Origin of the sequence: Fontibacillus panacisegetis, assembly GCF_900102215.1 — a bacterium.
Lineage (GTDB): Bacteria > Bacillota > Bacilli > Paenibacillales > Paenibacillaceae > Fontibacillus > Fontibacillus panacisegetis.
Map to the genome: position 1 here is coordinate 37,787 of NZ_FNBG01000022.1, position 13,496 is coordinate 51,282.

The 13,496-nt window shown below is 43.7% G+C and carries 12 protein-coding genes and 1 pseudogene; 3 read left to right on the forward strand and 10 right to left on the reverse strand.

The genetic code is table 11. The features are described 5' to 3' along the window. Positions 1-11 precede the first annotated feature (11 nt). The 8 genes from BLS49_RS17105 to BLS49_RS17140 form a co-directional block, all read right to left on the reverse strand. Positions 12-1,268, reverse strand: coding sequence for a stalk domain-containing protein (locus tag BLS49_RS17105; RefSeq protein ID WP_245742518.1), 1,257 nt, complete (start codon positions 1,266-1,268; stop codon positions 12-14). Between the two features lie 177 nt (positions 1,269-1,445). Continuing rightward, positions 1,446-1,685: a hypothetical protein gene (locus tag BLS49_RS17110; RefSeq protein WP_091233339.1), complete on the reverse strand. Its 240-nt coding sequence runs from the start codon at positions 1,683-1,685 to the stop codon at positions 1,446-1,448. A 29-nt stretch (positions 1,686-1,714) separates the two neighbouring features. Then, entirely contained in the window at positions 1,715-2,611 is an 897-nt protein-coding gene (locus tag BLS49_RS17115; RefSeq protein ID WP_091233342.1) for an inositol monophosphatase family protein, read from the reverse strand. A gap of 232 nt (positions 2,612-2,843) precedes the next feature. Next, positions 2,844-3,614: an enoyl-ACP reductase FabI gene (gene fabI / locus BLS49_RS17120; protein WP_091233344.1), complete on the reverse strand. Its 771-nt coding sequence runs from the start codon at positions 3,612-3,614 to the stop codon at positions 2,844-2,846. 76 nt (positions 3,615-3,690) lie between these two features. Then, positions 3,691-4,698 carry a UV DNA damage repair endonuclease UvsE gene (gene uvsE, locus BLS49_RS17125; RefSeq protein WP_091233347.1) on the reverse strand — a complete coding sequence of 336 codons (1,008 nt, stop codon included), beginning with the start codon at positions 4,696-4,698 and terminating at the stop codon, positions 3,691-3,693. Next, a complete protein-coding gene (locus tag BLS49_RS17130; RefSeq protein ID WP_091233350.1) occupies positions 4,698-5,021 on the reverse strand; it encodes a hypothetical protein in 324 nt (107 codons plus the stop codon). The genes uvsE and BLS49_RS17130 overlap by 1 nt, the downstream gene beginning before the upstream one ends. A gap of 35 nt (positions 5,022-5,056) precedes the next feature. Beyond that, a complete protein-coding gene (locus BLS49_RS17135) occupies positions 5,057-6,160 on the reverse strand; it encodes a D-alanine--D-alanine ligase (protein WP_091233354.1) in 1,104 nt (367 codons plus the stop codon). 35 nt (positions 6,161-6,195) lie between these two features. Then, positions 6,196-7,203, reverse strand: coding sequence for an amidase domain-containing protein (locus BLS49_RS17140; RefSeq protein WP_091233357.1), 1,008 nt, complete (start codon positions 7,201-7,203; stop codon positions 6,196-6,198). A 215-nt stretch (positions 7,204-7,418) separates the two neighbouring features. Here BLS49_RS17140 and acnA point away from each other — a divergent pair, with 215 nt between their 5' ends. After that, positions 7,419-10,130 carry an aconitate hydratase AcnA gene (acnA, locus tag BLS49_RS17145; RefSeq protein WP_091233361.1) on the forward strand — a complete coding sequence of 904 codons (2,712 nt, stop codon included), beginning with the start codon at positions 7,419-7,421 and terminating at the stop codon, positions 10,128-10,130. 101 nt (positions 10,131-10,231) lie between these two features. Here the strand turns inward: acnA and BLS49_RS25640 are convergent. Both BLS49_RS25640 and BLS49_RS24595 read right to left on the reverse strand, forming a co-directional pair. After that, a pseudogene (locus tag BLS49_RS25640) lies at positions 10,232-10,414 on the reverse strand (group II intron reverse transcriptase/maturase); the annotation flags it as partial. A gap of 667 nt (positions 10,415-11,081) precedes the next feature. Beyond that, complete coding sequence (locus tag BLS49_RS24595) at positions 11,082-11,441, reverse strand: hypothetical protein (protein WP_139173152.1); 360 nt, start codon at positions 11,439-11,441, stop codon at positions 11,082-11,084. A 544-nt stretch (positions 11,442-11,985) separates the two neighbouring features. On the opposite strand from BLS49_RS24595, the gene BLS49_RS17160 reads away from it, so the two are divergent. After that, positions 11,986-12,384 (forward strand): GntR family transcriptional regulator, encoded by a 399-nt coding sequence (locus BLS49_RS17160; RefSeq protein ID WP_091233366.1) that lies wholly within the window; start codon positions 11,986-11,988, stop codon positions 12,382-12,384. After that, the gene (locus tag BLS49_RS17165) at positions 12,384-13,493 is read left to right on the forward strand and encodes a DUF1648 domain-containing protein (RefSeq protein ID WP_091233370.1); all 1,110 of its coding nucleotides are present in this window, start codon (positions 12,384-12,386) and stop codon (positions 13,491-13,493) included. The genes BLS49_RS17160 and BLS49_RS17165 overlap by 1 nt, the downstream gene beginning before the upstream one ends. The last annotated feature ends 3 nt before the right edge of the window (positions 13,494-13,496 follow it).

Here is a 13,496-nt window from a genome sequence, read left to right on the forward strand (position 1 = left end):
TTTTTGAATGATCATAAATTAATAAATACCGTTTTTGTTTTGCCGCTGTATTTCACATCAAGGCCCAAGCCCTGTGCAAGAATTGCTAAAGGAACATAGGTTTTTGATTCTTTGCCAATCTTGTGCAGGAATGCCGGGCTTGCTGTAGTGAGCGTTTCACCATTAGAGGTAATCTTATTAGAACCCATCGGAATTACAACGGATCGCCCTTCATAGGTAACTGTTGCAGATTGTGTCTTGCTATTCCAGCGGGATTCGCCACCGATTGCATCCGTGATATCTTTAATCGCAATAAAGGTCTGACCGTTTTTCAAGACGGGTTGATATTGGGATTTTAACTCCACACCTTTTACAACTATAGATATTTCTGCTTCTCCCTTTTTTGCTGCAGTTTCCGTGTAGCTATCCCATACGACCTTGGAGATAACTTTGGCTATTTCCTCATAGCCCTTTTGATTAGGATGGATATCGGTTTCCGGGTAAATATGAGTCAATGAAATTTCGCGTCCGACGAATGCCTCTGCAACATGCGCCGCTTTCACGTTTTTCCCTTGTGCTGTATATTGCTCAGCAATTTCATCTACAACTGCTGTAAAAGAAGTTGCAACATTCTGAAGTGTTACGTAAGTACCAGCTCCTGCGATTTTCGGAATTGGTTGATATTGATCTGCCACCACAATTTGTGCTTCAGGGTTCAGTTCGATTAAAGTATCCACAATACTGCGAACTTGAAGAGCATAGTTAGTTAAAATATCAGTGGACTGTACTTTGACTTGATCGGAAGACATATCCTTAATGTCAGGAAGAAGCTTCTGAATATCGTTGCCACCAATCGTTATTGTAATCAAATCCGCATTGCTGAGATCAGCTTTAGCAGTCGATGTTCCTGCTGCGAAAGCCGCAATTCGGGGATCAGGGAGCCCCTGCTGGATTTCATTCGGTGTCACTTGCTTACCGTCTTTAATTGCCGATACATAATTGCCAAGCCCTGTACTGGTCAGTCCCAGGATGCCATAGTTCACTGATTTCGTGCGTCCATGAAACAATCCCTGCTCACTTAACCGCTCTACAAAACCGTACGGAACACTCTTCTCATCCATTCCAGGCTCATATCCTGCACTAATAGAATCTCCTAGCGCAACTATCAGGTATTCATCAGCAGGCGTTGACGAAGTCAATGATGAAGCCGCAGCAGCACTGCCGTTAAGCATCAGCATAATTACAACAATTGCCGAGATTATGGGCATTTTATTTCTTTTTTTGTTCAAACCATCACAACTCCTTAAATATCTTAAATAATTAATATATGAAATATGATAGCATATTAAATAGTTTAATAGAAAAAATGGCGCCGTTTGTATGGGATTTTTTCCACTAATTAGCTGGCAGTAACGCAAAAACCCGTGACCATGTGGCCCCGGGTTCTTCATTCAGAATGAATCCATCTAATTCTTCTTGTCTGCCTTCTTCATATACTCGTCATAACGGTCGTCGACTTCCCTTGCGATGCTGCGATAGGCGCGAGTCTCCTCCACGATAGGGTCCAACTGAGTCTGCACTCGAATTTCATATCTGGTAGACAGCAATTTACGTTCTTTCTGCCTACGTTCTTCTTCACTGATACTGAGCTCCCCATCGCTTAAAAGCTCACTAAGCTCCTTCTCCAGTTCCTTCTCATCGCTCATCAAGTGACACTCCTTCTGAATGTTTTACACTAAGCAATTCCCGTTGCATTCGCGGCTTTTATAGTCTCCAACAGCTCGGCGTGGATTTTCCCATTGCTAGCAACTACATGGTGGACACCGATATCATAAGGTTTACCTACCGTATCCGTCACTATTCCACCGGATTCCGCCACCATTAGCGCACCCGCAGCAATATCCCATGCATTCAGCCCTACTTCATAGTATCCACTGAGCCGACCAATCGCAACATAAGCCAGATGAAGAGCTGCCGAGCCCCCTGCACGCAAACTACGGGTGGTACTAGCAAGAGCGTTAATACCTTTCATATTCGTCGGCAGTCCAAATTCACGATCCGGATTAAATCCTACACCAATTACACTATCCGAAAGATTTGCTTCTTTAGAGACTTCGCCCCGATTACCGTGGATATATACACCTTTTCCTTTTTCCGCTACAAACATCTCGTCCTTAATCGGGTCATAAATGACTCCAACGATAACCTCACCACGATAAGCGAGTGCTATCGATACACAAAAGAATGGGAAGCCATGTACGAAATTCGTCGTACCGTCGATTGGATCGACGATCCATAAGTATTCGGATTGACTAGCCTTGGATAACGCTGCGGCCGAAGCAGTCGCTCCAGGTGCAACCCCTTCCTCACCCAAAATATCATGATTCGGAAAATGCGTCAGAATAAGTTTGCGGATCATCATTTCAGCGCCTTTATCAACATCCGTAACCAAATCTTGAGGAGATACCTTCGTATTCAATTCCTGATGCATGCCAAGTTTGCTTTTTATCCATTCACCGGCTTTGGATGCGCTGTTAATAGCTACGGCTGTCGGGCTCTTACTGCCCACGACATAAGGAATCTTCGTTTTATCTTCCAATGATTTCACTCTACTTTCTACCTGTATTCTCATCGTTCTACATCTCACTTTATTATTCTCTTAATCTTATAGATCCATCAAAAAAGACTATTTTACAACTATACGTTACGTTGGGATTAAAGTTGCGTCCATTTAACCTGCTCTATGCTTTTTCAGGCTTTGTTGCAGCGCTGATCTCTTTTCACTCTTATTATACAAAAAGTTCGTATCCTGCGGGGAATGTCTCTCTCGCCGGAAACGAACTTCTCGTTACAAATCTATTAACTTACGCACCGACGATATTATATCCCCCGTCCACGTAGATCACTTCTCCAGTGATTCCACGGGACAGATGGCTCAGCAAGAACATTGCAGTATCGCCGACTTCAGCAGTTTCTGTTGTTTTACGGAGTGGAGCTTTTTCTTCTACCTGCTTCAGGATCGAATTGAAGTCACTGATACCCTTTGCTGCAAGTGTACGAATCGGCCCGGCAGAAATTGCATTGACTCGAATGGCCTTCGGACCAAGGTCGTTCGCTAAATAACGGACGGACGATTCCAACGCCGCCTTAGCTACACCCATCACATTATAATTGCGCATTACACGCTCAGCACCCATATATGTCATCGTCATAATGCTTCCGCCTTCAGTCATAAGCGGAGCTAACCGCTGCGAAACTGCTACTAACGAAAACACGCTGATATCATTCGCCAGCGCAAAACCTTCACGAGAAGTAGCCACAAATTCTCCAGCCAAATCCTCTGCCTTGGCAAAAGCAATACTATGAACAATGCCATGCAATACGCCAAATTCACTCTTCAGGTTATCGGCAAGTTTGTCTATTTCCTCATCCACCGTTACGTTGCATGGAAGAATAATGGAGTTCGGAATAGTTTCTGCCAGCTTACGTACTCTTCCTTCTACACGCTCACTTTCATATGTAAATGCAAGCCGAGCGCCCTGTTCCGCAAGACTCTGGGCAATCGCCCACGCAATACTGCGGTCATTTGCAACACCCATAACGATAATATTTTTGCCTGCTAATAGTTCTCCCATCCAATGAATCCTCCCTAATAGTTACTATCCTCGTCCAACTTACCCCAAATCACCAAATATTTCAATAGTAAGATAATCATGGAACAATCCGGACGGTCGCACCGTCGATAATTTCAACGCCATCTCCCGAGTATTGTCGCAAGTCTTCCATTAATGCAAATACGGCACCATCCTTGAGCTTCGCTTCCAGCATGACATCAACCTGCTTGGTCATCGGAGCAATTTCCCGAAGAAAATGCAGCAATGGAGCAGCGATGACATGATCAGCATGACCACGCAGGTCGCTCGTACTCTTAGGACTGGAAGCATGTATTTTGGGAGCAAGAAATTGTCCCTCGGGAACATCCGCTTGGGCGAAAGGGCTTGTCCACGTCCGTAAAATACGGGGCCACAGCTCTGCCGGGGTCTCACCCACGTTATTCACCCATTGATGATGAATATCAAGTACCATCGGAAGACCTAATGATTCTGCAATTTTAAGCGTCTCCGGGGCATTAAAGGTCTTATCATCGTTTTCAAGAGTCAATCTTTTCTTTATCTTATCCGGCAGTGCAATGACATTTTCTATAAAACGTTGCCCGGCAGAAGGCTTGTCCCCATAGGCTCCGCCAACATGAATGTTGTTCTTCGCCCGGGAATCCAGTCCCATCGCCTCTAATATTGCAACATGATACTGTAAATCACGAATGGAGTTACGAAGCACTTCAGGACGAGGAGTACTTAATACTGTAAAATGATCCGGATGAAAGGATACTCTCATTCCGTGATTTTTCACAAATTCTCCTACTTCTGCAAAAGGCTTAGCCAAAGCCTCATAAGGATTCCATCCCAAATTAATCAGCGCTTCATGTGTAGCAAGCGGAATCAGCTTAGACGTAAAACGATACACATGTATATCATGAGCAATACTATGCCTTAAAAGTCGCATCGTATTATGCAAATTTTCTGCAGCAATTGATTCTAATCGACGTACAGCAGCTTCCTGATCGGTAAGTCCGCTAAACGTCTTATAGGTCATCGTCTTTGACGGAGATGCATTCTCAAGGGTTGTCGACATTGCTACATAACCGAAGCGAACGATCATTATCCCTCTTGTGCCTCACCAAAGAACATTTCATAGGCCAGCGCCGTCTGAACTGCAGACTCTTCCTCGGTTAATTTCCGCACCAGATCGAGCTCTACCGAGGTAACTTCCTCACCGTTAAAATTGATTTCAGATACACAAGCGGTAATTTTTACGATGGCTACTGCTGTATTGTCGGGGGAATACGCGATTACCTTTTGCCCCGTAGGATATACGCGAAACTGCTGCTTACGCATTTTTCCTTTTCCATACTCAAGCAGCTCATAGAGCTCCTGTTCATTCTTGAATTTACATACTGAGTTGAATTCCGTTTGAAATCCCATATGCAACATCCTTCCATTTAAAATGATGAAGCAGATTAATTAACTCCGTTTTCGAAATCAAGATTTTGTCGTGCTTCATAACGCTCCAGCGCAAGTTCAATTAACCGATCAAGCAGTGCTTCATAGGATAATCCGGTCTCGCGCCAAAGCAACGGATACATACTGAATGGAGTGAATCCAGGCATCGTATTCACTTCGTTGATCCAAATAGTTTGATCGCCTTTTTTTACGAAAAAGTCAGCCCGGCACAATCCGCTGCAAGCTACCGCTTTAAACGCCTTCACCGCTAGATCCCGAATGCGTTCTGCGAGCTCAGTATCGATAGGGGCTGGAATTAACATTTGCGATTTTCCATCCAGATATTTAGCAGTGTAATCATAATATTCGCTGGACGATACGATTTCTCCTGGTACTGAAGCCAACGGCTCATCGTTGCCCAGCACGCCGACTTCCACCTCACGAGCATCCACGAATTCCTCTACAATGACTTTCACATCATAACGGAATGCAAAGGCAACCGATTTAATAAGTTCATCTCTAGTACTTGCTTTGGATATACCTACGCTTGATCCAAGATTCGCTGGCTTCACAAAGCAAGGGTATCCAAGCTCTTTCTCGATGTTTTGTATCAGATTGTGGTTTCCGCGTTCCCATTCTGTTGCTGTGAAGTAGCTGTATTTACATTGTTCAAGACCTGCATCCGTAAACAGTTTCTTCATAATTACTTTGTCCATCCCTGCTGCAGATGCCAATACACCAGCACCAACATACGGCAAGTTAGCCATCTCGAATAAACCTTGGATTGTACCGTCTTCGCCGTTAGTACCATGCAATAGAGGAAATGCAACATCAATCGCTGATTCTCCAGTAGAAAGCTTGCTAAACAGCAAGTTAATTGCAGCTCCTGTACTCCCATTGCCAGACTCTGGGTCAAACTTCAACTGCTCTAATGCTGTAAAAGGACCTTCCAGCTTGCTGCCAACCTTCCATTCACCTTGCTTGGTTATATAAAAAGGAAGCAATTCATATTTATCGTAATCAAACGCTTGTGAAACAGCATAAGCCGTTTGAAGTGAAATTTCATGCTCCCCCGATTTGCCACCATAAATTAGCCCTACAGTTAATTTGTTCTGTCCCATGAGGCATTCCTCTCTTCTATTTCCTTATTATAATTTTATAATCGGTCCGCAATATGGAAAAAGCGATACACTGTACTCTCGTTCCAGGCATACGAATCCCGATAATCCCAGTATCTGTGCTTGCTTGGAACAGTATGCGCATTAACGAGAGGCATTCCTCCAGCGTCAAACGCTGTAACGATCGTACTATGCTGATACGACCCGTTTCCATCCCAATCGTAAATGATAACGTCACCAAGTTCCAGCTGCTCTGGCCGATCTACGAGCTCAGCCCGCAGGCCGCTATTGCTGTGGGTCAGATGCCGTTCCAAAGCATTGGCCACGGACCAACTGTAACTCCAAGCTTCTCGCCCACCAACGTATCCTTTGTACCACCAGCCCGATTCTCTTTTTCCAGTATAATTTATTGGGGCTCCGCCTGCAAAGAGGCACTGGGAGATATAATTCGTGCAATCCACCTCAAATGCGGAGAATTCCGGGTTAAAGCTGTCCCACCATCGATCTGCATACAAAACAGCATCTTCTCTGCGATATACGATACTTCTTGATGCTCCACCACCGAGAAGCTCATGATTTAAAAAAGGTTTTGGCGATCCGTTCCGTCGTTCATACCCTGTTTCTTTCTCCTGTAAAAAAGGCAACATCATTGCCGGACTACGTTCAGGCACAGGCTGGAATACACGAGAAACATTCCAACCGTCTCCTTCACGCTGCAAAGTTAACCGTTGTTTCTCCATTCGTTCTTCCTGATGACGGGCTCCGCCCTTTTCATAATATATTTTCTGTCCAAGGATTAGCTCCACTTCAATTTCTCCGCTGCGATTCTCAATTTCACGCACCAGTCTTGCACGTGTCTCGCAGCGGAGCGGAGATGCTCCTCTATCTCTGTACCAACCTTCAAGCTTTCGCTTCCGCTCACCGCTCTTCATTAAATAATCGAGGTCAGTGACAATTTGGCTATCTGTCCGTACTCTGTAGTCCACCTCATCCTGATTATATTGATTCACATAGATCGATAATATTTTTCTCCATTCCTCCGCCACGTCTTCGCCTCCTTATATTCGACACTTCCGTTTTAGCTACTGAAAATATATGAATTAAACGAATCCAGTATGTTCCACTGGGCCATCTTCTTTTAGAATAGATTGGGCCAAATAGAAGCAAAAAGTTCTTTACTCACCACTGGGGGGACGGTATACTTGAGATAGTGAGTTTTTTTGAAATAGAGTTTCATCTAATGAAACAAGGAGGATCATTCATGTCAACGAACGATTTTTTCTCCAGCGCCCGTACCCTCGAGGTCGGCGGCAAGAATTATCGCTACTATGACCTGCAAGCGTTGGAACAGCAAGGACTGGGTAAAATTTCCAAACTGCCATTTTCTATTAAGGTACTTCTCGAAGCAGCTGTCCGCCAATATGACGGAAGAGCAATCACGGAGGAGCATGTAAAACAAATCGCCGGCTGGAGTGAAGGCCATGACGACAACAAAGAAATTCCATTTATTCCTGCCCGTATCGTATTGCAGGATTTCACTGGTGTACCTGTTGTAGTCGATTTGGCTGCTATGCGTGACACTGTAAAAAAAGCAGGCGGCGACCCTAAACAAATCAACCCACTCGTGCCTGTTGATCTCGTAATTGACCACTCTGTCATGGTTGACGCTTTCGGAACACCTGAAGCGCTCGAATATAATATGAAGGTAGAGTTTGAGCGTAATGAAGAACGTTATCGTTTCCTTCGCTGGGCACAAACAGCTTTCAACAATTTCCGTGCTGTACCGCCAGCTACCGGTATCGTTCACCAAGTTAACCTGGAGTATCTGGCTTCAGTTGCCGCTACAAAAACAATAGACGGCGAAACCGTTGTTTTCCCTGACTCACTCGTTGGAACGGACTCCCACACGACTATGATTAACGGCCTTGGTGTCGTTGGTTGGGGCGTAGGTGGTATCGAGGCTGAAGCAGGTATGCTCGGACAACCGCTTTATTTTGTTGCACCGGAGGTTATTGGTTTTAAATTGACAGGAAGCCTGGCTGAAGGAGCTACAGCTACAGACCTCGCGCTCACTGTAACTCAAATGCTCCGTAAAAAGGGCGTTGTCGGCAAGTTCGTAGAATTTTATGGACCGGGCCTTGCCAACATCAGTCTCGCGGACCGTGCTACTGTAGCTAATATGGCTCCAGAGTACGGAGCTACTGTCGGATATTTCCCAGTAGACCAAGAAACTCTTGCTTATATGCGCAGCACCGGACGTTCCGAAGAGCAGATCGCTCTCGTTGAAGCTTACTACAAAGCACAAGACATGTTCCGTACAAGTGCAACAGAAGATCCTGAATTCACCGATCTGATTGAGCTTGATCTTGCTTCCGTTGTACCAAGCCTTGCCGGACCTAAACGTCCGCAAGACCGTATTGAGCTGACTCAAATGAAAGAAAGCTTCAACAGCATTATTCGTACTCCTGTCGACAAAGGCGGATACGGACTCAGCGATGAGAAAATCAACCTAAAGGTGCCTGTACAGCATCCTGACGGAACTACAAGCGAGCTTCCTACTGGCGCTGTAGTAATCGCAGCGATCACAAGCTGTACCAACACCTCAAACCCTAGCGTTATGCTCGGTGCTGGTCTGCTTGCGAAAAAAGCAGTAGAACGCGGCTTAACGAAACCTGGATATGTAAAAAGCAGCTTGACTCCAGGCTCTCTCGTCGTAACCGAATATTTACAAAAGGCTGGTCTGATCGAGTCGTTTGAAGCACTTGGTTTCCATGTCGCTGGTTATGGCTGTGCAACTTGTATCGGTAACTCAGGTCCGCTTCCTGATGAAGTGGCTGCTGCAATTGCTGATAATGACATGACCGTTGCAGCAGTTCTATCCGGTAACCGTAACTTCGAAGGTCGTGTTCATGCACAGGTCAAAGCTAACTATCTAGCTTCTCCTCCGCTCGTCGTTGCATACGCACTTGCAGGAACAGTGAACATCGATCTGCAGAACGATCCGTTGGGTTATGACCAGCATAATAATCCGGTATATCTGAAGGATATTTGGCCATCTTCCGCAGAAATCAAGGAAGCGATCGGCTTGTCTGTAAGCCCGGAAATGTTCCGCAGCAAATACGAAAATGTGTTTACGCAGAACGAGCGTTGGAACTCCATTCCGGTTCCACAAGGAGAGCTGTATGAATGGGATCAAAAATCCACTTACATTCAGAATCCACCGTTCTTCGAAAAAATTAGCGATGGTCTGCAGGATATCTCAGACATTCGCAACGCTCGCGTTCTTGCTCTGCTTGGCGATTCCGTTACAACTGACCATATTTCTCCGGCTGGTAACATTTCGCCAACAAGTCCGGCTGGTACGTACCTTAACGATCGCGGCGTAGCTCGCAAAGATTTCAACTCTTACGGTTCCCGCCGTGGTAACCATGAAGTGATGATGCGTGGTACCTTCGCTAACATCCGTATTCGTAACCAGGTTGCTCCTGGTACAGAGGGTGGCGTTACGAAGTACTTGCCTAATGATTCGGTAATGTCCATTTATGATGCTTCGATGCAATATCAAGAGAATGGTCAGAGCCTTGTCGTTATCGCAGGTAAAGAATACGGAACCGGCAGCTCCCGTGACTGGGCAGCAAAAGGAACTTATCTGCTTGGCGTAAAAGCTGTTATCGCAGAGAGCTTCGAACGGATTCACCGCAGCAATCTGGTTGGTATGGGTGTGCTTCCATTGCAATTCAAAGAGGGATATAGCTGGAAAACACTCGCGATCGACGGAACTGAAACCTTCGACATCGTAGGTCTGAGCAACGACGTGAAGCCGGGTCAAGAATTGAGCGTCTTTGCGACTCGCCAGGACGGAACACAATTCGAATTCACCGTTGTTGCCCGTCTGGACAGCATGGTTGACGTTGATTACTACCATAACGGCGGTATTCTGCAGACCGTATTGCGTCAAATGATTAATGCCTGAATAAACACCAAAGTACAACCCTAATCGAGTAGGAGGGGGCGACTAACCTCCGTCCTCTCACACACCGTACATGCAAGTCCGCATACGGCGGTTCCAAAAGGTTAACAAATTTCCAGATAGTGAGAAAGTAAACTTTTCAGCCCTTTCGCTTCCCAGTAGGAAGTCGGAAGGGCGTTATTTGTGTTTCGAGACATCTCCCAAGCCCCACGCTGGGAGTTTGCCATGACATAGCAGTCCCACTCCGGGACTCCGAGTGACCGAAGTTCACGGATACGGGTGATGACGCCCATGCTGGGCGTACTTATATAGACGGGGCAGCTGATATAGCTGCTCCGTCTTTTTTGTATAAGCCACCTAGTTCGACTGGGGGCTACACTCGCAATCAACTAGTAGAACGGTATCTGTCAGGGCCTTACTTTTTGCAGCATAGCAGAGTGCTCTATCCTAGGATCGATAAGTATTATATAACCTAGCAAAACCCATTTTTTTGGAATTAATAGGATTAGTTTACTTTTTTAATCTTTTTACGATATAATTTGTTTAATCTATATAAGGAGGGGAGTGTAATGGAAAAACGAACGCTGTCACTGTTGAGTATTTTTCTACCGCTTTCTTCGATTTTTTGGGACCCATTTTATCAATCTGGGAATAATGAAATAAAATTAGGAGTTCCTTTTAATTTTTTTACGTACTATACTTATCACAATTTAGAAGCTCCAGTTAACCATATCCTTTTTCTAAAACACTTTTTCACTTCATTTTCATTTAGGGCAGACATCTATATAGTCAATATATTTGTTACGTATTTTTTACTCACCTTATTAGTTAAATTTTATAACCGCCTTAAATCCCGTTCTGCATGAACTGTAAATGGATATTTGTAATTATTAAGGAATTTAGAAGAAAAAACGATCACTTCTTGAATGAACAAGAGTGATCGTTTTTTAAAATTTAGTAAAGTCTTAAACTACAATTCCACTCATCACTCATGGTTGCACCGATTGGGACGCCATTCCATTCAATACCTAATAAATAATAGCCCAATACTTTAATTTTTGCTGTGTCATTATTGTAATTGGTTTTTGTGAAATTATATGAGGCATTATTTTGGACCCAAGTATATAGGTGTATACCATCTAATTGGGATTTGATATTACTAAGACTCGTAAAATAAGGATCATCATTGCTATTAAAGGTATAACTATAATCGTATGAAACATTACAAGTAATAGTTACAGCAGTTCCCCCCCAGCCTGCATTCCCTGAACACCACCAGGTGTTCTGATGAGAATCATTATATGTCGCTTTCATCTTACTTTCTGAACTTGCCGGGATAAGGATTTCTTTCGAAGTTTGTTTTTCAATTTCTATGTTTTCTTTAAATTCTTTAAGTACGTCTTCTAGCTCTTCAATATCAGTAACACTTGTTGTTATTGGTATCTTCGTGTTGCCTTGAATTACTTCGACCCGCGATGTTAATATACCATATTATTCAATATTTGCTAAATAATATTTTATAAGTTTGATATAATCCATATACTCTTAAATTTATCGATCACTGACCTTCAGAAGACAAGAACTACAAACAAATCACGATGAAAGAACTGTTTGACCCGTTTACGGCGGAGTCAGTAAAAAAGAGCAAATAAAAGTTCCACTTTAAGAGTGGCCTGAGATACCTCGGGGTTGGCAGACATTCAGTGGCCCTTGAGGCGATTGCTTACACCATTCCCTTATAGGGCTGATTGAAGCCATCAGCAAACCCGATGGTTATGACTTTCACATTTATATTGCATTCAAATTGTGTCATCTGTTATAGTATAAATATAACAGATGGCACAACGAGGTGAAATTAATGATCATAGAGCTCGATATGCAATCAGACGTTCCAATATATACACAACTGGTTAATGGAATTATTGAAGGCATCGCCAGCGGAAAGCTTCAGTTGGGCGAACCGTTGCCATCAGTACGTGGTCTTGCATCCGATATCGGAGTGAACCTCCATACGGTTAATAAAGCATATACACTATTAAAACAGGACGGCTACATTCAAGTTCATCGTCAAAAAGGTGTTGTAGTTCATCCTGACGGTATGCCGCAAGTAAATGAGGAGTTTTTGGATAAGCAGCGTGCGGAGCTTAAACCGATCATTGCAGAATCCATTTGCAGAGGAATGAGCAAGGAACAGCTTCTCGAAATCGTGGAGAATATTTACGGAGAGATTACTCTTGGAAGAAAGGAGAATCATTAATGCAGCTATTATCTATTTTGTTATTAGCTTTAATTTATGTACCGATTCTAGTTTCCATGTCGTTCATGCCTTATTTAACAAGAAAAACGATCAGCTTCGGCATCACGGTCAGCGAAGAAAACTACAACAGCAATCAGCTGCGCCAAATGCGCAAGCAATATGCTTCCATTAGTTTGGTGATTTACTCTGCTCTGTTAATTATATGTATTTCCCTCATATACAGTATGAAGGGCATGAATGATGAATCTCAAAGCACGATCATAGGAATATCTCTGTGCGGAATGATCATCGCATCTATCATCATGAACCTTATCTTTCACTTTAAAATGAAAAAACTAAGTATATCTCTTCCTTCAAATTCCGCAAAAAAATCAGTACTTGCGATTGACACAAGCTTTCGTCAAAAGAACCTCATTCTCTCTAACAAATGGTTCATTATCCATGGTGTAGTTATTGTTATCGGGGCGATTCTTGTGCTCATGAACTACGATAAAATTCCAAATACCATCCCTATGAAATTTGATTTTCAAGGAAATGTAACCAACTCAGCAGATAAATCATATCGTACCGTACTTTTTCCAACGATTACGCAAATCGTGATGATGCTTTTGTTTATCTTTGTAAACTGGAGCATTCAAAAAAGTAAACAGCAAATCGATGCAGCTCATCCAGAGCGCTCCATTTCACAAAACACTTTGTTCCGTCGCAGATGGTCGATGTTCACTGTACTGTCTGGCCTGGCTGTCATTGTACTCTTTTCTTTTATCCAATTAAACATGATTTACTCGCTTGACGCTGACGTAATGATATTTGTGAGTATGTCCATTCCGGCTTTCATCGTTTTGTTCGCGGTCATCTTGTCCTTTACAACAGGTCAGGGAGGCAGTCGAATCGGTGAATCATCTTCCTCAAATGCGCAGCCATTCAAAGATGATATGTACTGGAAGCTTGGGAGCATATATTATAATCCGCAAGACCCTTCTATTTTTGTTGAAAAAAGAGTTGGTATCGGCTGGACCGTAAATTTTGGACATCCGGCAGGGAGTCTCTTCTTATTGGGGATTATCGCTCTTATTGTCGCAGTATCTTTTATTACTGGTGTGAATTAATTT